Source organism: Pseudomonas sp. GGS8 (assembly GCF_024168645.1).
GTDB lineage: Bacteria > Pseudomonadota > Gammaproteobacteria > Pseudomonadales > Pseudomonadaceae > Aquipseudomonas.
Genome location: NZ_JALJWF010000001.1, coordinates 6,493,556 through 6,515,591, shown reverse-complemented (window position 1 = coordinate 6,515,591; position 22,036 = coordinate 6,493,556). Strand labels below are relative to the sequence as shown.

The window sequence follows — 22,036 nt, the reverse complement described above, 5'->3', positions numbered from 1 at the left end:
AACTCCGCGGTTCATTACTGTACTGTGGGCGGAGGCCGAGCATTCTGTAGTCTTCAACGACAAACAGAGGCTATTTATTCAATCTGCCTTTGTGCCGTTTCTGTGGCGATGGTATGCACCCTCGCCACAGGGCACGACGATTACTCCTTCAATTCGACGTGATCCAGTGCCTGGTTCACCGCCAGTTCACCGAGCATGACCACTTGCGCAATGCCCAGCAGGGTCTTGCGATGTGAGGTCTCCAGCAATGCTGCGAAATTGGTGAGCATGACCGTGGCCGAGCCGAGTGTTTCGCTGGCGTTGGCCAGCAAGGATTCGGTGTTGTACTTCGGATTGGCGAAGTACATGGGCTCGGGTTCGTTGGCAGTGGCCATGATCTGGGCGGCGGGATTGAGATAATGGTCGAGGGCGCGTTCGGCGGCCGCGTGGAGCTTTTTTGAATCGAGTGATTCGTAGGGGGATGTCGGGTCTGTGATCGGCGGATTGGGTGTAGGTTTGAACATAGATGAAACTCCTCATGCCATAAGTAAGGAGCCATCCACCCTCGCTACCAAACGGGGTGGCGGCCATGCGCAGGTTGGTAGACCGGGACATGAGGAGGCCGGCGCACCCGAAGGTGCCCTGTGCATGACCACCATAAAGCCGAGACGACAAAACGCCGCGAATGGTGATGCTGTGCAAATCTCATGTACGGGCTACCAAACCCGATCACTGTTTTTCAGTGACCGGGAAACGATAAAACCCGAGCCCAAAGCGCACAAGCCGGCGGATTCTGGCGCAGGCGTAGGCAACGACGCAAGGCGTTGTAGCCTCGATGAAGTAACACCGGGTGTACTTAAACACGTAGCTAAACATCTAGGGTGAGGCGAGCGGATATACAGAGCTACGGCCTGCCTACGCACCAGGCTGGTAATATTCAGCAACTGCTGCCGCATAGGTGGCAACGGGTATCATTAGGCAGAACAGTGTTCCCGGCACATCAGACCACCACATTCCCTTACTACGACGAAAGAGCTAAATCCCCATGAAAATGACTGTTAGCTGCACGTTTCAGATAACTGGCTGGGACGAGAAGCCGTCTCAAGAACTTGAGGACACTCCGAAACTCTCACACGCCAAAGTCACGCAGTCCTATGCTGGCGCCATCGAGGGAACAAGTAGCGTCGAATACCTTATGTCTTATAGCGTTGACGGCACAGCTAGCTTTGTTGGTTTTGAGCGGATTTGTGGTGTGGTAGCAGGTAAGAGCGGAACATTTGTTGTTCGGCATTCGGGATCATTTTCGGAGGGAAAGGCGCGCAGCACTTGGAGTGTCGTGAAGGGTGCAGGCACGGGGGATTTAGTAAATCTTAGCGGTAATGGTAACTACGTTGCTGGTCACGGTGAGCCGGCACAAGTGTCATTTGAATACTCGTTTGAACCTGACAGCTAAAGTGTATTGGCTGGACGCATCCCCGTTTCTGCCAAAGCTTATCCGAAGCTTTTGACGTGAACGAAGTCTTGAAGGGCTAAGGGTTGTATGGATTCACGGTCGCAGTAACGGCGATTGCCTGGAGATGACGAACACCATTCGATTGAAATGAGGTCGTCAAGGCGTGTCTCCCGGACGCTTACGAAAGATCAGCCTTAAAGTCGTCAGCGTCATAATCACAGAGAGACCCAGCGAGGCTGGAATGTCAGCCCCGCAACGCCAAGACATTGATCCTATTTTTGGCTGAGTGCCGCTATCGATACTCCCGAAGCGACGAAGGTGAGTCCTGCCCCTACGTTCAGGCCATTTACCAGCCGTGGGCTCTGACGCAAAAAACGGGACAGTGCAGTGGCAAATACGCCCATAAGTGCGAATCCCACTGCCGTAAGTGCGGCGAACCATATGCCGTACACCAGCATCTGCACGCTCACTGAGCCGCGTTGTGGGTCGACGAACTGCGGGATGAACGCAAGGACGAAAAACCCAGGCTTCGGATTGAGTGCTGCCGAGAGTAATCCCGTGAGGAAAATGCTCGGCAGTGATTGCCGAGTTGCTGGCTGGAAGCTGATCAGGCTACGAGAGCGTAGGACTTTTATGCCAAGCCAAAGCAAATAACCGGCGCCGATAAGCTTGACGACCCAGAAGGCAACTGCGGACGTCTGCATAAGCAACGTCAGTCCTAGCGAAGCGGTTGCCACATGAAAGAGAATTCCCGCCCCAGAGGCCATCCCCGACACGATAGCGGCTATCCTGCCCTGACTGAGTCCTCGGCCTACGGCCAGCAGATTGTCCGGGCCTGGTGCGAGTACCAAAAGCAAGCACGCGGCAGTATAGGCAAGCCAAATATTAATCGGAAACACGGCATTCTCCTTAAGCCTCACCGAGGCATCCATCCTCACGTAGCACCAGAATGTGCTCGTACCCGGCTGCAAAGTCAAAACCACTGCATTTGAGAGTAACTTCAACCGCCGATTGACTCATGCGTCTTAATGCAGAGTCGCAATCCTTCGACTCTCTCCAATTCTGATCCGATCAAGCGCCCGGTTTAGTGCGTCCAAGGCATCAAGGAGGGCTTTCGCTTCAGCTTCCCGGCCATCACCCCAAAGGCGTTCTGCCATTTTGTTCAGGGCCTGGATGGAGCGCTCAATTTCAGCAGCAGTCGCTGCTTTGCTTTCCGGTTGTTTCTTCAGCATTGAGTAACCTTTCTGCAGGGCAGTACTTGCCTTCAGTTGCCAGCTCAGAGTATCGGCCACCAGAACACAGACGAACAGCCTCGGTCGTGGGCATCGGCACCGCATCGATCTGCAGGTTAGTCCAGTCCCCAACATGGGGGCGTCCGAATCGCTCCATCCCGCCCCTGAAATTAAGAAGGGGCGCGAGACTTTACCTCGCGACCCTTTTTATTTGTCTCGGGTTTGACCCCTTTGCCTTTGGCCTCGATTTACGCGCAGATCGAAGCGGGCGTGCTCAGTGCGGCACCGTTGGTCGACCCCATTCCGATGCGCAAATTGGTCTTGGTCTTTCCCGCGGACAGGCGAGTCAGCCCTGCCGCGAAATTTGTCGGGGAGGCTTTTATCGAAATCGCAGCCGATTTGGTCAATCGCAAGATATGGGCCGGGCACTTGCTTTGAGCAACTCCTGTGACAGGGGCAGCCGTGCCACCAGAAGCACACTGGGTGACGATGCGCATCACCCAGTGTGTCGGCTTTTATAGAATGTTCAGTGGGTAGCTGATGATCACCCGATGTTCGTCGCTGTCCCGTTGCGTGGACACTTCGGTGCGCAACGAAGCGTGGCGCAGGGCAATGCTCAGGTCTTTGAGCGGCCCTTGCTGGACCACATAACTCACGGTCAGGTTGCGCTCCCATTCGCTTTTGTCGCCGGTGGGGGTACGGATGTTCGAACCGCTTTCGTACATGCCCATGAAACTCAAACCCGGAACCCCGACCTTGGCGAAGTCATAGCCGTAGCGAACCTGCCAGGTGGTTTCGCCGGCGCGCTGGAACTTGCCGATCATCGACTCCGTCATGAAATAGGCGGTCGAGCCGTCACCCTGGTTCAGCCAGACCGCGTCGCTGTCGCCGCTGACTTGCTGCAGGCCGGCGGCGAGGGTGTGGCCGTTCACCAGGTAGGTGAATTGCGCGCTGCTCAGGCGACTGTCGACTTTGCCTTTGGTGACGCCATCGCCGTAGTAGCCAAACGTGTAGAAGTCGGGGTCATGACCGTTGGCGCCATCGGAGCGGTTGTCGAAGTGACGCAGGTCGGTGCGCAGGGTGCCGGGACCGACCTGCCAATCGTATTTGAGACCCAGAAAATTCTGTTTGTAGAAGTCCTGCAGGTTGCCGTAGTAATACTGCAAGGTCAGGTCTTTGGTCGCTTTGTAGTCCACGCCGCCGTAATAGAACTTGTTGACGAACTCGCCCGTCTGCGCGTTGTTTGCACCGGGAATGGACATGCCCATCTGGTTGCTTGAGCCGCGACCTTTGACATGCTCCAGTTGGCCGAGGGTGAAGGTGAAGTTCTCCAGATCCTTGGACTGGATCTGCCCGCCATTGAAGGTTTGTTGCAGCATGCGGTCAGTGGACATCACCACCGGCAACATCGGGACCAGCGTGCCGTATTTCAATTCGGTGTTGGAGAACTTGGCTTTGGCCGTCAGGCCCAGGCTGCCGAACTCATCCACGGCACGCCCATCGCTGTCGGTCGGGAAGATGTTGCCGTTGAAGGCTTTGCTTTCGGGGTTGTAGTGCCGGCCTTTGCCGGAGTCCAGCCGGATACCGTACATGCCAATGGCGTCGACACCGAACCCGACAGTGCCCTGGGTATAGCCAGACTGAAAGTTGGCGATGAAACCCTGGCCCCATTCCTGGGTGTAGTTGGGGTCGGCGGCGCCGCTGCGGTTGTCGGCATTACTGAAAAAGTTGCGGGCCAGCACACTGAGCTTGCTGTCTTCTACCAGGCCTGCGGCGTAACCCTGTTGAGCGATGATCAGGCCGCAAATGCCGGCCACTACTTTAGGTGCGCGATTGAAAAGCTCCATCGGAGTCATCCCCATGAGTTGTCGAATGTTGTGAGAGGCAGTCAAAAGCGGCAGTAAAGGTTTTTATTGTTTTTCAGGAGCAGCGGTGGCCGGCAAGACGTTCAGTCTCACGGGCGGCAAGCGGTACAGGATGAACAGTGCGAGCACGCCGATGCCGGCACAGAGCAGCAGGCCGACGCCCACCGACTGGGCCAGCGCATCGCGGGCCAGGCTCAGCCATTGCGGGTGTTCGAGCAGTACGGCGTCGGGGTGTAAAAGGATCTGCGGGTCGGCGTACAACGCCAGTCCGTCGGCGTGCCCTTGGGCGATAAAAAGTCGCTGCAGGTTGGCGCTGTAAAGCAGGTTGACCAGCACGCCCATCGAGGCGGTTCCGAGCAATCCGCCAACCAGTCGCAACGATTGGGTCAGTGCGGTAGCGATCCCGAGGAACTGGCGCTCGGCGAGGGTTTGAGTGAATACCGTCAGGTTCAGCAGGATGAATCCCAAGCCAAGACCTGCCAGCAGAATCAAGCCGAGCAACGCATTGAATGAGGCGCTACGTCCGGCGAGAGCCAGGCAGAAACATGCCAGCAACAGCGCCACAAAACCGCACAGCGGCAACAGGTTCGGATTACGCAAGCGGGTCACGATGCGGCTGTTGACGATCGCCCCCAGGGTGATGCTCAGCGCCAGTGGTGTAATCAACAGGCCGGCCTCTTGCGGCGAGTAGCCATAGCTGCCTTGCAGCAACAGCGGCAGATAGAACAGCAGCGAAAACATGATTGCGCCGGCCGCCATCGACAGCAGAAACAGCAGGCGCATGCTCGGTAGTCGCAGCAATGCCGAGGGCAGCAATGCATGCGTGCAGCGCCGTTCCCAAACGCACAGCGCGACAGTCGCCGCCACGCAGATCAAACCCAGCGCCGCACTCAACATCAGGCTGGAATGCCCCAGCCACTCGACGAACAACTGCAGACTGCCCAATGCCAGGGCAATCAGCAGCGCACCCGGCCAATCGAGGCTGATCTTTGTCAGTTGCTGTGGGCGGTAATAAGGCAGGTAGCGCCAGGCAAAAAACAGCGCCAGGCAACCCAGCGGCAGATTGAGATAGAACACCGAGCGCCAGCCAAACGCCCCGGTCAGATAACCACCTAAACCCGGACCGACGGCGTTGACCACGCTGAAGAGCGCGCTGAGCAGCATCTGCCAGCGCAGGCGTTGTCTGGTGTCGGGAAACAGTTCCGGAATGCAGGCGAAGGCGGTGCCGATCAGCATGCCGCCACCGACACCCTGCAAGGCGCGACCGATCACCAGCAATAGCATGTCTGTGGCCAGTGCGCAGGCCAGTGAAGCCAGGGTGAAAATCAGGGTGGCGGCGATCACGAAGGGCTTACGCCCGTAGTAATCCCCCAACCGGCCGAAGATCGGGATGGTGACGATAGATGCCAGCATGTAGCCCGTGGCAACCCACGCGTAAAGCTCAAAACCCTTGAGCTCGGCGACGATGCTTGGCAAGGCGTTGCCGATCACCGTCTGGTCGAGCGCCGAGAGCATCAACACCAGCGAGATACCGAGCATTGCCAGCAAGGCCTGTTTGAAACTCAGGGGAGGGTGGGTCGCCACGGCCATCGTCGGTCCTCAGCTCAAAGCCGCAACGGCAGCAGCAATGCGCGAGCAACCTTCGTCGAGGGTCTTGATGTCGGTGGCAATCGACATCCGGAAGAACGGCGCCAGGCCATAAGCGGTGCCTGCCACCACGGCCACGCCCTGGCTTTCCAGCAGGTACATGACCACGTCGTAGTCGCTGTCCAGCTGCTTGCCCTGGGCCGTGGTTTTGCCGAGTAAACCCGAGCAGTTCACATAGAGGTAGAACGCCCCGTCGGGCTTGCGGCAACTCAAACCGTCGATGGCGTTGAGCAGTTCCAGACAGCGATCCCGGCGTTGCTGATAGACCGCCACGCTGTCCTTGACGAACGCCTGGTCGCCATTGAGCGCTTCGACGGCGGCGGCCTGGCTGATCGAACAGGCATTGCTGGTCGATTGCGATTGCAGGGTCGCCATAGCCGCGATCAGGTCGGTCGGGCCTGCGGCGTAGCCGATACGCCAGCCAGTCATGGCATAAGTCTTGGACACACCGTTGACCACCAAGGTGCGCTCGGTCAACGCCGGTTCGATGGCGAGGATGTGCGGGTTATCCAGGCCTTCGTAGCGAATGTGCTCGTAGATGTCGTCGGTCATCAGCAACACCTGCGGATAAGCCAACAGCACATCGGCCAGGGCGCGCAGTTCGGCGGCGCTGTAGCTGGCGCCGGTCGGGTTGCTGGGCGAGTTGAGCAGCAGCCAGCGAGTGCGCTCGGTGATTGCGCCGCGCAGTTGCGCCGGGGTCAGCTTGAAGGCGTGTTCTTCCGGGCAGGCGAGGGTGACGGGTTCACCTTCGCAGGCCAGCACCATGTCGGGGTACGACACCCAGTACGGCGCCGGAATCAACACTTCATCGCCCGTGCCGAGGGTGGCGGCGAAGGCATTGAAGATCGCGCTCTTCGCGCCGCTGGTGACCAGGATCTGATTCGCACCGTAGGTCAGGCCGTTTTCTCGGGCCAGCTTGGCGACGATGGCCTGGCGCAACTCCGGGGTGCCGGCATTTTGCGTGTAACGGGTTTCGCCGCGCTCGATGGCGGCGCTGGCCGCTTGCCGAATGTGCACCGGGGTATCGAAGTCCGGCTCGCCGACGACCAGGTTGATGATGGACTTGCCTTGCCGGCGCAGTTCGTTCGCACGGTCAGAAGCGGCGCTGCTGGGCGATGGTTTGATACGTTGCACACGGGCGGCGATGCGGGAGGCGGTCACGTGTCGTTCCTCGTTGATGACGTTGACGAGGCCCTACAGTACGAGTCGCTACCCGAGCAGCCATAAGACGAGATCGTTCTGGTCGGATAGGCATCGCTTATGGCTGGAACTGAACAGTGCTTGCACCAAGGTGGTGCGCTCAAGCCTGTATGCCCTTGGCGGGTATTAGTCCCGTCATCAATGATCAAGCCATAGCAAAGGCTTATGGTTGAGACACAGAACCTGTAGGAGCGAGCTGTGGCGAGGGGGCTTGCCCCCGTTTGAGTGCGTAGCACTCACAAGAACTTTGGTATATCAGAGATTTTAGGACTGCTTCGCAGCCCAACGGGGGCAAGCCCCTCGCCACAAATGACTGGAATCAGGGCTGGCCTGGCTCTTGCTAAAGCGTGTGGGCAGCCCCCCTTTGTTGAGCAAGAGCATCGCCACCGTGAACCTGCGTCGTTTGAAGTATTTCGTGAAACTCGTCGATATCGGCAGCATGACCCAGGCCGCCGATGTGCTGCATGTCGCCCAACCGGCACTCAGTCAGCAACTGGCCACGCTGGAGGCGGAGCTGCAGCAACAATTGCTGATCCGCACCAAACGCGGCGTCACCCCGACCGAGGCGGGGAAGGTGCTCTACGGCCACGCGCAAATCATTCTGCGCCAGTGTGAACAAGCTCAGAGTGACATCAATGCCACGGGGCAGGCCTTGTCCGGACAAGTGTCGGTCGGCCTGGCACCAGGCACCGCTGCATCGACGCTGTCCCTGCCGCTGTTGCGCAGGGTGCGCGAGCGTCATCCGGGCATTCTGCTGTACCTCAATGAAAACTTCGGCACCACCTTGAGCGAGTTGATCATGAATGGCCGGATGGACATGGCCGTGCTCTATGGCGGGCGTGAAGTTCATGGCTTGAGCTTCGTCTCGCTGCTGCGCGAGCACCTCTATCTGGTGAGTGCCGACCCTGCTGTCAGCGTTCTCGAGGAGATCCCTCTGGCCGACCTGGCGGACATGGACATGCTCCTGCCGCGTCCCTACAACGTCATGCGTCGACTGGTGGATGAAGCCTTCCTGCGCATTGGCTTGAGCGCGCGGGTGGTGGCTGAAATCGAATCGTCGATCACCCTGACCGCTGCGGTCGCCGAGCACTTCGGTTCGACGATCCTCCCCGAATCCTCGGCGCGGGTGATGGTCGCCGCCACCTCGATGCACATGTGTCGCATTGTCGAGCCCGAGGTCGAGGCGCCACTGGCGCTGTGTCTGTCCGGTCACTTGCCGCTGTCGGTGCCGGCCCAGGCGGTCAAGGCGATCTTGCTGGAGTTGGTCGCCGAGATGCGCGGCAGCTTGATCTGAGTGGTCATAAGGACGGCTTATCACCCCAAAGCCAAAGCGTCTTGGTCGTCGTTCGGCGGGCTCGCTACATTGACCCCATCCACTTAAGACAGCTCGACAGGCAGGGGCCCACGCATGGATTCAGAACGCATCAAGGGGTTGATCGATTTGCTCGCCGAATCCGATCTGCTCGAACTGAGTCTGACCGAAGGTGACAGTACGGTTCGTCTTTTCAAGCAGGCCGGAAAGGTTTTGACCGCAGAGCTGTTGACCGGGCAATCGCCGGTATCGACAGCACCGCCATCCACGGCAGATACCCCGGCGGTGCAGGCCATCGAGGTCAAGGCCAGTCTGTACGGCGTGCTGCATCTGACGCCCGCCGCAGGGCAAGCACCGTTTGTCACGGTCGGCGAGCAGGTCGAAGCCGGGCAGACCCTGGCGGTTATCGAGGCGATGAAAATGTTCCACCCGGTCAAGGCCAAAGCCGCCGGACGGATCGCCGCGATCCTCGCCCAGAGTGGCGCCGAAGTCGAAGCCGGTCAGTCGTTGTTCCGTCTCGACTGATCCCAAGCCCATCCTCTCTCAGGTGAATTCAATGTTCGACAAAGTGCTGATCGCCAACCGTGGCGAAATCGCCCTGCGCATTCAGCGTGCCTGCCGTGGCCTGGGGTTGCAGACCGTGGTCGTGCATTCCGAGGCCGATCGCCACGCCCAGTACGTGCAAAACGCCGATCAGGCCCTGTGCATCGGGCCGGCGTCACCCGGTCAGAGTTATCTGAACCAAGCGGCGCTGCTGTTCGCAGCCAAGGTCAGCGGCGCTCAGGCGATCCATCCGGGTTATGGCTTTCTGTCGGAAAACGCCGGGTTCGCCGAGCGCATTGAAGCGGCCGGGCTGACTTTTATCGGGCCGAGCGCGGCGTGCATTCGCACCATGGGCGACAAGGTCGCTGCCAAACGGGCGATGCGCGAAGCCGGCGTACCGTGCGTGCCGGGTCCGGATTCGGTGATGCCCACCGATGATGAAAGCATCCAGGCCATTGCACGTGAAATCGGTTACCCGGTGATCGTCAAAGCAGCCGGCGGTGGCGGTGGTCGCGGCATGCGGGTGGTGAAAGAAGAGGGCGAACTGCTTGATGCCATCGCGCTGACCCGTGAAGAAGCACGGCTGGCCTTCGGTAACCCGGAGCTCTACATCGAGAAGTTTCTCGGTCATCCGCGGCATGTGGAAATCCAGGTGTTGTGCGATGCCCATGGCCATGCGATCTGGCTGGGTTGCCGCGATTGTTCCTTGCAACGTCGGCACCAGAAAGTCCTGGAAGAAGCGCCGGCACCGGGCATCGACCCGGAACTGATTGCCAAGGTCGGCGAACGCTGTGCCGCCGCTTGCCGGCAAATCGGCTATCGCGGCGTCGGCACCTTCGAATTTCTGTATGAGGACGGTGAGTTCTTCTTCATCGAGATGAACACCCGGCTGCAAGTCGAGCACCCGGTGACGGAGATGACTACCGGCATCGACATCGTCCAGCAGCAGCTGCGCATGGCCCGGGGTGAAGTGCTTGAGCTGCGTCAGCAAGACGTGCAACTCAATGGCCATTCGCTGGAATGCCGGATCAATGCCGAAGACCCGATCACGTTCATGCCGACGCCGGGGCTGATTCAGCGCTGGGAAGTCCCCGGGGGCTTTGGTGTGCGGGTCGACTCTCATGTCACCACCGGCTATCGGGTGCCGCCTTACTACGACTCGATGGTGGCCAAGGTCATTACCCACGGCGCGACACGCGATGAGGCCATGGCCCGGATGCGCCTGGCCCTGAGTGAACTGTGCGTGGAAGGCATCTCGACCAATATCCCGCTGCACCGCGACATTCTCGACGACCCGGCGTTCTGCAGCGGTGGCGTGGACATTCATCACCTGGAGCGCTGGTTGCAACAACGGAGTCCGACATGAGTACTGCTTCTGTATCGCTGCGTCCGCACATCAGCCTGCTGGGATCTACGGCTTTGCTGTTCGAAGCCCCCGGCGAGCTGGATCTGGCGCCGCAACAACGCATTTGGAGCCTGGCTTTGCAGGTCGGGCAATGGGCCGACATACACGAAGCGGTTCCCGGCATGAACAACCTGATGCTGACCTTCATCAAGCCGCCGCGTGACCTCAACGGATTGTGCGAGCGATTGCTTGAGGCCTGGGAGCTGAGTCAACCGCTGCCGCTCGAAGGACGCATTGTCGAGTTGCCGGTGGTGTACGGCGGTGAATTCGGCCCGCACATGGCTGATGTGGTGGCGCACACCGGGCTGGATATCGACACCATCGCCAACCTGCATTGCGAACCGTTGTATCCGGTGTACGCCTTGGGCAGCCATCCCGGTTACTGCTACCTCGGCGGCATGGACCCGCGTCTGGCCACACCACGGCGGCAGGTGCCGGTGATCAGTATTGCCGCTGGCTCCGTGTCGATCGGCGGGGTGCAGACCGGTGTTTCGGCATCGGCCGGTCCCAGCGGCTGGAACACCATCGGCCGCACCGAAATGTCATTTTTTGACCCGACCCAAAACCCTCCGGCCATGCTGAGGCCGGGCGATATGTTGCGCTTGCGCATCGAGAGGATCATTCGATGATCGAGATTTTATCGGCCACCGCCCTGGCCACCGTGCAGGACTTCGGCCGCTTCGGCAGCCTCGGTTACGGGGTGGGCACCTCCGGCGCGATGGACCATCTGGCGCTGGCGTTGGGCAACCTTTTGCTGGGCAATACCGAAGATGCGGCGGCGATCGAGATTCCGCTGTTTCCGTTCGAGGTACGGTTTGTTCAGGACTGTGCTTTCGCGGTGACCGGTGCGGCGTGCGAGGCTTCCCTCGATGGCCAGCCATTGCCGCCGTTCTGGGTGGCAATGGCCCGAGAAGGTCAGGTGCTCAGCCTCGGCTATCCAACCTCGGGCAGTCGCGCCTATCTATGCCTGGCCGGTGGCGTCGATGTACCGCAGGTGCTTGGCTCGCGCAGCACTCAGTTGCGCGGTGAGTTTGGTGGTTTGCAAGGGCGGGCCCTGCAGCAGGGCGACCGGCTCGCGGCGCTGCGTGCGGGAATGAGTGCGCTGCCCACTGATTTCGGGGTCGTGTCGCCGAGCCAGGCGTTGCCATTGCAACGCGACGGGCTGCCGGCCATGCGCGTCCTTCCAGCGGCTGAGTACGAGTGCTTTCTGGAGGAGTCCCGTGCGGCATTCTGGGCTGGCGAGTGGAAGGTCACGACCCAGAGCAACCGTTACGGCTACCGGCTCGAGGGCACGCCGATCTTGCCCAAAGCCGCCATGGAAATCCGTTCCCACGGCATCGTCCCCGGAGTGATTCAGGTGCCCCACGGTGGCCAACCGATCATCCAGATGCGCGACGCGCAACCCAGTGGCGGCTATCCGAAATTCGGCACGGTGATCGAGGCCGACTTGTGGCGGCTGGGGCAGACACCAATCGGCAGCAAAGTGCGGTTTATCGAGTGCAGTTACAGCGAAGCTGTCGCGGCCCTGGAAGACAATCAGCGCTATCTCGAGGAGGTTCGCCGCTTGGTCGAGCTTCACGGGCTGGCCTCGCGTTAAGGACATTTGAACATGACAAATCAGGAAATCCGCCAGTTGGCGGTATGGCTCAAGGAGACCCACCTGGCTGGCGCGGAAATAAGTCGTCCGGGGCTGCATCTGCTGCTCAAGCGCAGTGCTGATGAAGTCGCCGTACCGGCTCGAATCGCGATGCCAGAGGCATCCAACGCAACCGATGAACAGCTATTGAAGACCCCAGGCCTGGGCCGCTTGCTGCTGACGCACCCCGAGCAGAGCGAGGTGCTGGCATCGGTCGGCAGTCGGGTGGAGCAAGGGCAACTGATTGCCCTGCTGCAAGTCGGCGACCTGCTGCTGCCGGTGCGCAGCCACAAGGCAGGGCGGGTCACGGCGGTGCTGGTGCCTTGCGGCACGACGGTCGGTTATGGCGAGGCGTTCATGCGCCTGGATGCGGCATGAACGGGCGAGGAAAGCAGTGATGAACATTGATTTGAACGCTGATCTGGGCGAGGGCTTCGGTCCGTGGCGCATGGGCGAGGATGAGGCGTTGATGAGCCTGATCTCCTCGGCGAACGTGGCGTGCGGTTTCCATGCCGGTGATCCGCTGATCATGGACAACACCGTGCGCCTGGCCAAGGCCGGTGGCATCGATCTGGGCGCTCATGTGGGCTTCCCCGACTTGATGGGTTTCGGTCGGCGGCAGATGAACATCGAGCTCAAGGAGCTGGCGACTTATGTGGTTTATCAGCTCGGTGCGCTGGCCGGGATGGCGGCGGTCAATGGCCACCGCATGACCCACATGAGCTTTCATGGCGCGCTGGGCAACATGGTCGCCGCCGACGCGGCACTGGCGGAGCCGTTGGTGTGTGCGGTGGCCGCGTTTGATCCGACGCTGATCATCAGCTCGTCGAGCAGTCGCGCCATCGAAAACGCTGCTGAAAAATGCGGACTACGGGTCGCCACGACGTTTCTCGCCGACCGCGCCTACGACGATGACTGCCTGCTGGTGCCGCGCAAGGTTTCAGGCTCAGTCATCAAGGAACCGGCGGCCGTGCTGCAGCGGGTTCGGCAGTTGCTGGAGGAGGGCACGGTGACCAGTCTCAATGGCAAACGCATTGCCGTGCCGGCGCACTCGATCCTGTTGCACGGCGACACGCCTGGTGCGGTGGAACTGGCCCGTACCCTCCGTCGTGAAATCGAGCTGGCGGGCGGCTGTATCACGCCGATTTCGCAGCTGTTGGCGTAACGGTTGCACGGTCATAAGCAGGGCTTATTGCCACACAGTCATTCCGTCTTGGTCCAGCGCTTCAGGGCTGGATAGAGTCGAAGTCATCGCGATCACTCGAGTGATCCGCACACGTAATATGAGGACAGATCCATGCCATTTTCAGATTACAAAACCGCGCTGGTGACCGGCGCCTCTTCCGGGATTGGCGCCGCCGTCGTCGAGCGTCTGTGTCAGGAAGGCGTGCAGGTGCATGCCTTGGCCCGCAGCGCTGACAAGCTTGAAGAACTCGCGGCTAAAACCGGCTGTATCGCGCACGCCATCGACGTCACCGACCTGGCCGGGCTGACGCGTCTGTTCGAAACCCAGCCGTTCGACATTCTGGTGAACAACGCCGGTGTCGACAAACCGGGCTCGATTCTTAAGGCCGACGCCGAAGGCATCGACTTGCTGATCGACGTTAATTTGCGTGCGGTATTGCACCTGGCGCGTCTGGCGTTGCCGGGGATGGTCGAGCGCGATTGTGGCCACATCATCAACATCAGTTCGATTGCAGCGGCGTACAACTTCGGCGGCAACTCGACTTATCACGCGACCAAAGCGGCGGTGAGCATGCTGTCGCGACAATTGCGCATCGATGCCTTCGGCAAACGGGTGCGGGTCACCGAGATCTGCCCAGGCCGAGTGGCCACCGACATCTTCGCCCACGTCCACGGTGACTCCGAAGAGACCTACAAGCGCTTTGTCGAAGGGTTCGAACTGCCTCAGGCCAAGGACATCGCCGACGCCATCGCGTTTGCCATTGCCGCACCGATTGCGGTCAACGTCGGGCACATGGAAATCACCCCGACCCTGCAAGTGCCCGGCGGCCTTTCCACCGCCCGTCCGCAGGATTACCAGGGCTGAGTTCCCCCCGCACGAGACGCTACAGAAGAACGGATCGATCCGTCATCGCGATACCCACGCCAAGCCTGTGCCTGGCGCCTTATCCCTGCCCTTATCCCAATGCCGATGGGGATTGACCATGAAGCATGACTTCGATTTGGCCGCGGTTCTGCAAGGCGAATACGCCGAGCTGATCGTCAAGGGCATCGAAATAACTCTGCAGCTGGCGCTGTTCGCCTGGCTGTTGGCAATGGCCCTGGCGCTGTTGCTGGTGACCGTACGCCTGACCGGCAACAAGTATGCCGACCGACTGGTGGCCGGTTACGTGTCTTACCACCGCAACGTGCCGACACTGGTGCAATTGATGCTCTGGTATTTCGGTGTGCCGACCTTGCTCAGCGAGTCCACGCAACTGTGGCTGGCGAACTACAGCACTGAATACCTGTTCTCGGTGATTGCCCTGGGACTGTGTCAGGCGGCGTATTTCTGTGAAGACATCCGCAGTGGCTTGCGCGCCATTCCAGCCGGGCAGACCGAAGCCTCCAGGGCGCTCGGGTTGGGTTATGTGCGCTCAATGCGCTACGTGATCCTGCCGCAAGGCGTGCGCAACTGCCTGCCGTCCCTGATCAACCACACTGTGCTGTTGTTCAAGAACACCAGCCTGGCCATGGCCATCGGTGTGGTGGAGCTGACTTACGCCACCCGCGAGGTCGAGAACTACACCTTCCGCACGTTCGAGTCTTACCTGGTCGCCACGGTGTTCTACCTGGTCTTTTCATTGCTGTTGATGGGGCTCGGCGCGCTGTTGGCGCGACGCTTCAACAAAGCGCTGGCGAGGTAGACGACGATGTTCGATGTCTTTTCGATTGTGCAGCAGAACTGGACGTTGTTTCTGATCGGCCAGTACCCGCACGGCCCTTTGGGCGGGTTGGCGAGTACGTTGATTCTGGCGGCGCTGGCGCTGTTGCTGGCATTCCCTTTCGGCTTGCTCCTGGCGTTGGCGCGGGTTTCGCCATGGACCGGATTGCGCTGGGCTGCCACGGTCTGGGTGTATGTGCTACGGGGCATCCCGCTGCTGATGGTGATCTTCTGGACCTACTTCCTGGTGCCGTTGTTGATCGGCCATAACATCACCGGGTTCGTGACCATGCTTTGCACGCTGGTGATCTACCAGAGCGCCTACCTGTGCGAAATCATTCGCGGTGGTATTCAGGCGCTGCCGGCGGGGCAGTACGAAGCATCCCGGGCGCTGGGCCTTGGTTACCTGCGCACGACGATCTGGGTGATCTTGCCGCAGGCGCTGTACAACGCGCTGCCCAGCCTGATCAGCCAGTTCATCTCAATCATCAAGGAAACCTCCCTGGGTTATGTGATCAACGTCCAGGAAGTGACCTTCGCCGCCAACCAGGTCAACAACCAACTGCTGACCAAGCCGTTCCAGGTGTTTTTTATCCTGGCGATCATCTACTACCTGCTCTGTTTCGGCCTGACCCATGTGGCCGGCTGGGTGGAACGCCGTATCGCTCGCAAGCGTCTGGGCAACGGCGGACCGGCCGTGGCTGCCGACCCCTTGCTGGCCATCGATAATTGAAGAGGGTTGCGTCCATGCATCCAATGATCATGTTTTCCAACATCAATAAATGGTACGGCGAGTACCACGCGCTGACCGACATCACCGCTGAAGTGAAACCCGGCGAAGTGGTGGTGCTGTGCGGCCCGTCGGGGTCCGGCAAGTCGACGTTGATCCGCACGGTCAATCGTCTGGAAGACATCCAGAAAGGCCAGATTCTGTTCGACGGCCAAGACGTGCACGGCACTGATGCTCACATCAATCGGCTGCGCAGCCGTGTAGGTTTCGTGTTCCAGAGTTTCAACCTTTTTCCGCACCTGTCGGTGCTGGAAAACATCACGCTGGCACCGACCAAAATCCGCAGTCTTAAAGGCTCGGCCGCGAAGCAACAGGCCATGCAATTGCTTGATCGGGTAGGGCTGGCACACAAGGCCGGCGCCTATCCGGCTCAGTTGTCCGGCGGTCAGCAGCAACGGGTGGCGATTGCCCGGGCACTGGCGATGGAGCCGCCGGTGATGTTGTTCGATGAACCCACCAGTGCCCTCGACCCGGAAATGGTCGGTGAGGTGCTGAACGTCATGAAGAGCTTGGCCAAGGACGGCATGACCATGATGTGCGTGACCCACGAGATGAATTTCGCCCGTGAAGTCGCTGACACCATCTGGTTCATGGACGCGGGTCAGATTCTGGAAAAGAGCACGCCCGAGAGCTTTTTCAATCAGCCCTCGCACCCGCGAGCACAACGTTTTATTGCCGATCTGCGCGCCCATTGAGCTGCAGTGATTTTGTTCCTTCTGCCATCCGACTTTCCAATCCCAGGAGTTTTTCCATGCGTATGAAGCAACTGTTTGTCACGCTGGCGTTAGGTCCTCTGGCTGTTGCGGTAGCGCAGGCCGATCAATTGAGCGACATCATGGCCAAGAAGTCGTTGAGCTGCGGTGTGTACGCCGACGTGCCGCCATTTTCCGCCCCGGACCCGAAAACCCGTGAGCTGGTGGGTATGGACGTCGACCTGTGCAAGGCCCTGGCCAAGACCATGGGGGTTGCATTGGAGCTCAAACCGCTGTCTGTCGAAGCACGGATTCCTGAAGTGAAAATGGGCCGCGTCGACGTGATCTTCGCCAACCTGGCCTACACCAAAACCCGGGCCGAACAGATCCAGTTCAGCGATCCGTACTACATCGCCAAGGAAACCCTGGTGGTGCGCGCGGCCCACGCCGATCAGCCCAAGAGCTACTTCAAGGACAAGCGCATCAGCTCCACCAAGGGCTCGACCTCCGAGCAGTCGATCCGCATTGCCGGGGCCACACCGGTGACGTTCCAGGACACCGGTTCGGCTTACATGGCCTTGCAGCAGAACAAGGTCGTGGGCCTGGTGACCAACACCATGACCGCTTTGAAACTGGTCAATCAGGCCAAGGCCAGCGGTGTCGAATTGGCGCTCGCCAAGGAGCCGATGGCACTCGAACCGATAGGCGCGGGCATGCGCAGGGATGAGCCGGCATTCCTCGCCAAGGTCAACGAGTCATTGGCGACCATGGAAAAAGCCGGGGAGATCGACGCGATCTGGGATCGCTGGATTGGCCCGAACACTGAATACAAAATGGTCCGCGAGGACAAAGTGCAGAGCCTCAGCAGCTTGAAGTTCGATCCTTTGCCTTGAACCGATACACCGTCATTGCCGGGCAATGATGGAAAAAGCCCGGCGAGCGTTCCTGCGTCGGGCTGTTTCCCCTCCAACCCTGTGCTAATTTCGTCACCCCCCGCGCCCAAACCCATCAAGCCACACCTCTGCGAATAGACCACCCTGACCGGTCTGTCCAAGGAGATGACCATGATCCGATTGACCCTGATCGAAGCTCGCGAGCTGGCCGAATCGATCCTGCTGCACAACGGTTTTAATCTGGCCCATGCGCACGCGGTGGCGGCGACGGTGATCGCCGGCGAGCGCGATGGCTGTGCCTCCCACGGTTTGTACCGGATTCTGGGCTGCGTGAATTCCCTGCGGGCCGGCAAGGTGTCGGCCGATGCCGAGCCACGGGTGATCGACCAGGCGCCGTCGATTGTGCGGGTGGATGCCGGTGGTGGTTTTTCGCAATTGGCGTTCCAGGCAGGTTTGCCGCTGCTGGCGGAGAAAACCCGGGCCAACGGGATTGCGGCGTTGGCGATCAATCGCTGCGTGCATTTCTCGGCGCTGTGGGTGGAGATCGAGCAGTTGACCGCCGTTGGTTTGGTGGCGTTGGCGTGTAATCCGAGTCATGCCTGGGTGGCACCCGCCGGGGGACGTGTGCCGGTGTTCGGCACCAATCCCATTGCCTTCGGCTGGCCGCGTGCGGGGCAGGATCCGTTTGTGTTCGACTTCGCCACCAGTGCGATTGCCCGTGGCGATATCGAACTGCATCGGCGTGCCGGCAAGGCGATTCCCGAGGGCTGGGGCGTGGACGCCGAGGGGCGGCCGAGCACCGATGCCAATGTCGTGCTCGACGGCGGCGCGATGCTGACGTTTGGTGGGCACAAAGGCTCGGCGCTGGCGGCGATGGTGGAGTTGATTGCCGGGCCTTTGATCGGTGACCTGACCAGTGCCGAGTCGCTGGCTTACGACGCGGGCAGCAAGTCATCGCCGTACCATGGCGAGTTGATCATCGCGCTGGATCCGCGACGTTTTCTGGGGGCGGCCACTGAGGAGCACTTGGCCCGGGCCGAGGTGTTGTTTCAGGGGATTGAAGGGCAGGGCGCGCGCTTGCCGTCGCAACGGCGTTATGCGGCGCGGGCACGCAGTGTGGTGGAGGGAATACAAATTCCCGAGGCGTTGTACAACGATCTGAAAGCACTGCTGACTTGAATGCGATGAAAACCCTGTGGGAGCGTGGCTTGCCCGCGAAGAATGCGCCGCGGTTTTTCAGGTATTACGCGTCATCGTTCTTCGCGGGCAAGCCACGCTCCCACAGGAGGTCGTGTTGTTAAACCGGTTCGCGGTGGATGTTGCCATCGACCAGTCGCGCAATGCCTAACGGGTTGGCGTTTTTCAGGGCGTCGGGCAGCAAGGCATCCGGGCAGTTCTGGTAGCACGCCGGGCGCAGGAAACGCTCGATGGCCAGGCTGCCGACCGACGTGCCACGGGCGTCGGAGGTTGCCGGATAAGGGCCGCCATGCACCATCGCGTCGCACACCTCAACGCCGGTCGGGTAGCCATTGAACAGCACCCTGCCGACCTTTTGTTCCAGCAGCACCAGCAGATCGGCGTGTTCGTTCAGGTCCTGCTCTTCGCCAATCAACGTGGCGGTGAGTTGACCGTGCAAACTGTTCAGCGCTTGTTGTAACTCGGCTTTATCGGCCACTTCGACGACGAGGGTGGTCGGGCCGAACACTTCTTCTTGCAACAGCGGATCACCCTTGAGCAGCAGGCTGACGTCGGCCTTGAACAGTTGCGGCCGGGCTTGATTGCCGTGCTGGTCCTGGCCTGCCAGATGGCTTATCCCTGGATGGTCGACTAACGCCTGTACGCCTTTTTCGTAGCTGGCGAGGGTGCCAGCGTTGAGCATGGTTTGCGCCGGTTGTTCGGCCATCAAGGCGCTGAGCCGCGCGGTGAACGCGCTGAACTGCGGTGAGCGGATACCGATCACCAACCCCGGATTGGTACAGAACTGACCGCACCCCTGAACCACCGACGTCACCAGTTCACCGGCGATTTTTTCGCCCCGTGCGCGCAGGGCTTCAGGCAATACGAGCACCGGGTTGATGCTGCTCATTTCGGCGAACACCGGAATCGGTTGTGGCCGTGCGGCGGCCATGTCACAGAGGGCGCGACCGCCTTTGAGCGAGCCGGTGAAACCGACGGCCTGGATCGCCGGATGCTTGACCAGCGTTTCACCGACGCCCGCGCCGTAGATCATGTTGAACACGCCTTTGGGCATGTCGGTTTGCTCGGCGGCGCGCAGGATTGCATTGGCCACACGTTCGGCGGTCGCCATGTGTCCGCTGTGGGCCTTGAACACCACCGGGCAACCGGCGGCCAGAGCAGCCGCGGTATCACCGCCAGCGGTGGAAAAGGCCAGCGGGAAGTTACTGGCGCCGAACACGGCCACCGGACCGACGCCGATCCGGTATTGGCGCAGGTCGACCCGTGGCAGAGGCTGACGTTCGGGCAACGCGCGGTCGATACGCGCCCCATAGAAATCGCCCCGGCGCAGCACCTGGGCGAACAGGCGCATCTGGCCGCTGGTACGACTGCGTTCGCCTTGAATGCGCCCGGTCGGCAGCGCGGTTTCGCGGGTGACAAGAGCGACGAATTCATCATCCAGGGCATCCAGTTGCGCGGCAATGGCCTCAAGAAATTCTGCACGGCGCGTCGCCGGCAAGTTGCGAAAGGCGGGGTAAGCGGCAGCGGCGGCTTGGGCAGCAGCGTGCACTTCCTCGGCGGTGGCTTGCATGAACGAATAGGGCAGCGCTGCGCCGGTGCTGGCGTCATGGCTCTGCATCGCGATGTTGCCAGCGGCGCTGCGGGCACCGCCGATGTAGTTATGGCCGATGATCTCGGGCATAGGAAACTCCTGTCGAAAAAGGGCAGTTTTGATTGAGGAAAAGGCGCGCCGAACACAAAACCCGTGGCGAGGGGGCTTGCCCCCGTTGGGTCGCGAAGCGGCCCTGAAAGGGATTTGCGACCGCTGCGCGGTCGAACGGGGCGATACGTCGTTCCGACAAGCCCCCTCGCCACAAATGTTTGCCGGACTAAAGATCCAGGCTCAAGCCAACGAATCACCCCGGCGCGCAGCGGCCGGCACGGCGTTATCCAGGGCCGCAATACGCGCAGCGGATTCGGCATCCACCTGATGCAACGACTTGCCACGGGTTTCCCGGGTCAGGCCGACGGCCACGATGGAGATCAACGCGGCGCCCACCAGGTACCAGGCGATCGGTGTCGAGCTGTGGTACTTGTTGAGCAGGGTGATGGCGATCAGCGGTGCCAGGGAACCGGCGAAGATCGGCGCCACCTGGTAGCACAGTGAAAGGGCGGTGTAGCGCACGTGGGTCGGGAACATCTCGGCCATCAGCGCCGAGTAAGGCGCATAGGTCATCGACTCGATGCCCAGACCCAGGATGATGGCCGCCATGATCAGCCAGTTGTTGCCGGTGTCCATCATCGGGAAACCAACAAATCCCCAGAACGCGGTGAGCACTGCGCCGGTAAGGTAGATCGGTTTGCGCCCGACGATATCTGACAGATAGCCCATCAACGGAATCAGGAAGAAGTGCACCAGGTGCGCGCCGAACATCAGCAGCAGAATTTCCGAGGTGTCCTTGTGCACCACCAGTTTCAGGTAGGTGATCGAAAAGGTGACCACCGTGTAATAGAGGATGTTTTCGGCAAACCGTGCGCCGATCCCCACCAGCACCGAGCGCCAGTGATGACGCAGCACTTCCACCACGCCCAGTTGTTGCTGTTTGGTTTGCGTTTGCCGGGCCTGGGCCTCCTTGAAAATCGGCGCGTCATCGACACTGGTGCGAATCCAGTAGCCTATCAGCACCACCACCGCCGAGAACCAGAACGCCACGCGCCAGCCCCAGGCGAGGAATTGTTGCTCTGACAGGTTCGACGACAACAGCAGCAGGGCGACGGTGGCCACCAGGTTGCCGGCCGGCACCCCGGCTTGCGGCCAACTGGCCCAGAACCCCCGGCGATTGTCCGGGCAGTGTTCGGACACCAGCAGAATCGCGCCACCCCATTCACCGCCAAAGGCAAAGCCCTGGATCAGGCGCAGCAACACCAATAACACTGGCGCGGCATAGCCGATGCTGTCGAAGCCGGGCAGGCAACCCATCAGGAACGTGGTGATGCCGACCACCACCAGGCTCAGTTGCAGCAGGCGCTTGCGACCGAATTTGTCACCGTAGTGACCGAACACCAGGCCGCCCAACGGACGGGCAAGAAAGCCGACCGCGTACAGGGCGAAGGCGGCGATGATGCCGTCAATCGGGCTGTCGGTCTGGCGGAAGAACAGCTGGCCGAAGACCAAGGCCGAGGCGGTGCCGTAGAGAAAGAATTCATACCACTCGGCAACGGTGCCGGCCATGGCGGCGGCCACCACGCGTTTGAGTCCCGAGGGGGTGGTTGCGCTTTGCGTGTGTAGAGGATTGGACATGCTGGCGTTTCCTGTAGAGGCGCAA

The 22,036-nt window shown here is 60.5% G+C and carries 22 protein-coding genes and 1 pseudogene; 15 read left to right on the top strand and 8 right to left on the bottom strand.

The window, feature by feature from the left end; translation table 11 throughout:
• Window positions 1–140: 140 nt before the first annotated feature.
• A complete protein-coding gene (locus J3D54_RS29375; protein ID WP_253426100.1) occupies window positions 141–503 on the bottom strand; it encodes a hypothetical protein in 363 nt (120 codons plus the stop codon).
• Between the two features lie 521 nt (window positions 504–1,024).
• On the opposite strand from J3D54_RS29375, the gene J3D54_RS29370 reads away from it, so the two are divergent.
• Complete coding sequence (locus J3D54_RS29370; RefSeq protein ID WP_253426097.1) at window positions 1,025–1,432, top strand: DUF3224 domain-containing protein; 408 nt, start codon at window positions 1,025–1,027, stop codon at window positions 1,430–1,432.
• Window positions 1,433–1,704: 272 nt separating this feature from the next.
• Here J3D54_RS29370 and J3D54_RS29365 read toward each other — a convergent pair whose 3' ends face one another.
• Together J3D54_RS29365 and J3D54_RS29360 are read right to left on the bottom strand one after the other, a co-directional pair.
• Entirely contained in the window at window positions 1,705–2,331 is a 627-nt protein-coding gene (locus J3D54_RS29365; RefSeq protein WP_253426094.1) for a LysE family translocator, read from the bottom strand.
• A 126-nt stretch (window positions 2,332–2,457) separates the two neighbouring features.
• Entirely contained in the window at window positions 2,458–2,664 is a 207-nt protein-coding gene (locus tag J3D54_RS29360; RefSeq protein ID WP_192379283.1) for a hypothetical protein, read from the bottom strand.
• 219 nt (window positions 2,665–2,883) lie between these two features.
• On the opposite strand from J3D54_RS29360, the pseudogene J3D54_RS29355 reads away from it, so the two are divergent.
• Window positions 2,884–3,102: pseudogene (locus J3D54_RS29355) on the top strand (LysR family transcriptional regulator); the annotation flags it as partial.
• 77 nt (window positions 3,103–3,179) lie between these two features.
• Here J3D54_RS29355 and J3D54_RS29350 read toward each other — a convergent pair.
• The 3 genes from J3D54_RS29350 to J3D54_RS29340 all read right to left on the bottom strand — a co-directional run bounded on the left by J3D54_RS29350 (window position 3,180) and on the right by J3D54_RS29340 (window position 7,337).
• On the bottom strand, window positions 3,180–4,511 hold the full coding sequence (locus J3D54_RS29350) for an OprD family porin (RefSeq protein WP_253426089.1): 1,332 nt from the start codon (window positions 4,509–4,511) through the stop codon (window positions 3,180–3,182).
• 63 nt (window positions 4,512–4,574) lie between these two features.
• Window positions 4,575–6,119, bottom strand: coding sequence for an MFS transporter (locus J3D54_RS29345; RefSeq protein ID WP_253426086.1), 1,545 nt, complete (start codon window positions 6,117–6,119; stop codon window positions 4,575–4,577).
• Window positions 6,120–6,128: 9 nt separating this feature from the next.
• On the bottom strand, window positions 6,129–7,337 hold the full coding sequence (locus J3D54_RS29340) for an aspartate transaminase (RefSeq protein WP_253426083.1): 1,209 nt from the start codon (window positions 7,335–7,337) through the stop codon (window positions 6,129–6,131).
• A 427-nt stretch (window positions 7,338–7,764) separates the two neighbouring features.
• Between J3D54_RS29340 and nac the strand changes: the two genes are divergently transcribed.
• The 13 genes from nac (at window position 7,765) to J3D54_RS29275 (ending at window position 18,713) form a co-directional block, all read left to right on the top strand.
• Window positions 7,765–8,670: a nitrogen assimilation transcriptional regulator NAC gene (nac, locus tag J3D54_RS29335; RefSeq protein WP_253426078.1), complete on the top strand. Its 906-nt coding sequence runs from the start codon at window positions 7,765–7,767 to the stop codon at window positions 8,668–8,670.
• 114 nt (window positions 8,671–8,784) lie between these two features.
• A complete protein-coding gene (locus J3D54_RS29330) occupies window positions 8,785–9,213 on the top strand; it encodes an acetyl-CoA carboxylase biotin carboxyl carrier protein subunit (protein WP_253426075.1) in 429 nt (142 codons plus the stop codon).
• Between the two features lie 31 nt (window positions 9,214–9,244).
• Window positions 9,245–10,597, top strand: coding sequence for an acetyl-CoA carboxylase biotin carboxylase subunit (gene accC, locus J3D54_RS29325; protein WP_253426070.1), 1,353 nt, complete (start codon window positions 9,245–9,247; stop codon window positions 10,595–10,597).
• Complete coding sequence (gene pxpB / locus J3D54_RS29320; RefSeq protein ID WP_253426066.1) at window positions 10,594–11,265, top strand: 5-oxoprolinase subunit PxpB; 672 nt, start codon at window positions 10,594–10,596, stop codon at window positions 11,263–11,265. The genes accC and pxpB overlap by 4 nt, the downstream gene beginning before the upstream one ends.
• Entirely contained in the window at window positions 11,262–12,233 is a 972-nt protein-coding gene (locus J3D54_RS29315) for a biotin-dependent carboxyltransferase family protein (RefSeq protein WP_253426064.1), read from the top strand. Before pxpB ends, J3D54_RS29315 begins: the two co-directional genes overlap by 4 nt.
• Window positions 12,234–12,245: 12 nt before the next feature.
• Window positions 12,246–12,650: a biotin/lipoyl-containing protein gene (locus tag J3D54_RS29310; RefSeq protein ID WP_253426063.1), complete on the top strand. Its 405-nt coding sequence runs from the start codon at window positions 12,246–12,248 to the stop codon at window positions 12,648–12,650.
• A gap of 19 nt (window positions 12,651–12,669) precedes the next feature.
• Complete coding sequence (locus J3D54_RS29305) at window positions 12,670–13,437, top strand: LamB/YcsF family protein (protein WP_253426061.1); 768 nt, start codon at window positions 12,670–12,672, stop codon at window positions 13,435–13,437.
• Window positions 13,438–13,569: 132 nt separating this feature from the next.
• Window positions 13,570–14,322, top strand: coding sequence for an SDR family oxidoreductase (locus tag J3D54_RS29300; RefSeq protein WP_253426059.1), 753 nt, complete (start codon window positions 13,570–13,572; stop codon window positions 14,320–14,322).
• Window positions 14,323–14,440: 118 nt separating this feature from the next.
• Entirely contained in the window at window positions 14,441–15,142 is a 702-nt protein-coding gene (locus J3D54_RS29295; RefSeq protein WP_007935475.1) for an amino acid ABC transporter permease, read from the top strand.
• Between the two features lie 6 nt (window positions 15,143–15,148).
• A complete protein-coding gene (locus tag J3D54_RS29290; protein WP_253426057.1) occupies window positions 15,149–15,892 on the top strand; it encodes an amino acid ABC transporter permease in 744 nt (247 codons plus the stop codon).
• A 23-nt stretch (window positions 15,893–15,915) separates the two neighbouring features.
• The gene (locus J3D54_RS29285) at window positions 15,916–16,644 is read left to right on the top strand and encodes an amino acid ABC transporter ATP-binding protein (protein ID WP_177318277.1); all 729 of its coding nucleotides are present in this window, start codon (window positions 15,916–15,918) and stop codon (window positions 16,642–16,644) included.
• Window positions 16,645–16,700: 56 nt separating this feature from the next.
• On the top strand, window positions 16,701–17,534 hold the full coding sequence (locus J3D54_RS29280; RefSeq protein WP_253426055.1) for an ABC transporter substrate-binding protein: 834 nt from the start codon (window positions 16,701–16,703) through the stop codon (window positions 17,532–17,534).
• 171 nt (window positions 17,535–17,705) lie between these two features.
• Complete coding sequence (locus J3D54_RS29275; RefSeq protein WP_253426051.1) at window positions 17,706–18,713, top strand: Ldh family oxidoreductase; 1,008 nt, start codon at window positions 17,706–17,708, stop codon at window positions 18,711–18,713.
• A 118-nt stretch (window positions 18,714–18,831) separates the two neighbouring features.
• Here J3D54_RS29275 and J3D54_RS29270 read toward each other — a convergent pair whose 3' ends face one another.
• Window positions 18,832–20,412, bottom strand: coding sequence for an aldehyde dehydrogenase (NADP(+)) (locus J3D54_RS29270; RefSeq protein ID WP_253426048.1), 1,581 nt, complete (start codon window positions 20,410–20,412; stop codon window positions 18,832–18,834).
• Between the two features lie 201 nt (window positions 20,413–20,613).
• Window positions 20,614–22,011, bottom strand: a complete 1,398-nt coding sequence (abaF, locus tag J3D54_RS29265; protein WP_253426045.1) for a fosfomycin efflux MFS transporter AbaF — start codon at window positions 22,009–22,011, stop codon at window positions 20,614–20,616.
• Window positions 22,012–22,036: the final 25 nt, after the last annotated feature.

Coding starts and splice junctions, on each gene's coding strand:
- J3D54_RS29375 (WP_253426100.1), bottom strand. CDS start 503: ATGTTCAAACCTACACCCAATCCGCCGATCACAGACCCGACATCCCCC.
- J3D54_RS29345 (WP_253426086.1), bottom strand. CDS start 6,119: ATGGCCGTGGCGACCCACCCTCCCCTGAGTTTCAAACAGGCCTTGCTG.
- abaF (WP_253426045.1), bottom strand. CDS start 22,011: ATGTCCAATCCTCTACACACGCAAAGCGCAACCACCCCCTCGGGACTC.
- J3D54_RS29370 (WP_253426097.1), top strand. CDS start 1,025: ATGAAAATGACTGTTAGCTGCACGTTTCAGATAACTGGCTGGGACGAG.
- J3D54_RS29300 (WP_253426059.1), top strand. CDS start 13,570: ATGCCATTTTCAGATTACAAAACCGCGCTGGTGACCGGCGCCTCTTCC.
- J3D54_RS29360 (WP_192379283.1), bottom strand. CDS start 2,664: ATGCTGAAGAAACAACCGGAAAGCAAAGCAGCGACTGCTGCTGAAATT.
- J3D54_RS29330 (WP_253426075.1), top strand. CDS start 8,785: ATGGATTCAGAACGCATCAAGGGGTTGATCGATTTGCTCGCCGAATCC.
- accC (WP_253426070.1), top strand. CDS start 9,245: ATGTTCGACAAAGTGCTGATCGCCAACCGTGGCGAAATCGCCCTGCGC.
- J3D54_RS29270 (WP_253426048.1), bottom strand. CDS start 20,412: ATGCCCGAGATCATCGGCCATAACTACATCGGCGGTGCCCGCAGCGCC.
- J3D54_RS29285 (WP_177318277.1), top strand. CDS start 15,916: ATGATCATGTTTTCCAACATCAATAAATGGTACGGCGAGTACCACGCG.
- pxpB (WP_253426066.1), top strand. CDS start 10,594: ATGAGTACTGCTTCTGTATCGCTGCGTCCGCACATCAGCCTGCTGGGA.
- J3D54_RS29310 (WP_253426063.1), top strand. CDS start 12,246: ATGACAAATCAGGAAATCCGCCAGTTGGCGGTATGGCTCAAGGAGACC.
- J3D54_RS29305 (WP_253426061.1), top strand. CDS start 12,670: ATGAACATTGATTTGAACGCTGATCTGGGCGAGGGCTTCGGTCCGTGG.
- J3D54_RS29275 (WP_253426051.1), top strand. CDS start 17,706: ATGATCCGATTGACCCTGATCGAAGCTCGCGAGCTGGCCGAATCGATC.
- J3D54_RS29280 (WP_253426055.1), top strand. CDS start 16,701: ATGCGTATGAAGCAACTGTTTGTCACGCTGGCGTTAGGTCCTCTGGCT.
- J3D54_RS29290 (WP_253426057.1), top strand. CDS start 15,149: ATGTTCGATGTCTTTTCGATTGTGCAGCAGAACTGGACGTTGTTTCTG.
- J3D54_RS29315 (WP_253426064.1), top strand. CDS start 11,262: ATGATCGAGATTTTATCGGCCACCGCCCTGGCCACCGTGCAGGACTTC.
- J3D54_RS29350 (WP_253426089.1), bottom strand. CDS start 4,511: ATGGAGCTTTTCAATCGCGCACCTAAAGTAGTGGCCGGCATTTGCGGC.
- J3D54_RS29295 (WP_007935475.1), top strand. CDS start 14,441: ATGAAGCATGACTTCGATTTGGCCGCGGTTCTGCAAGGCGAATACGCC.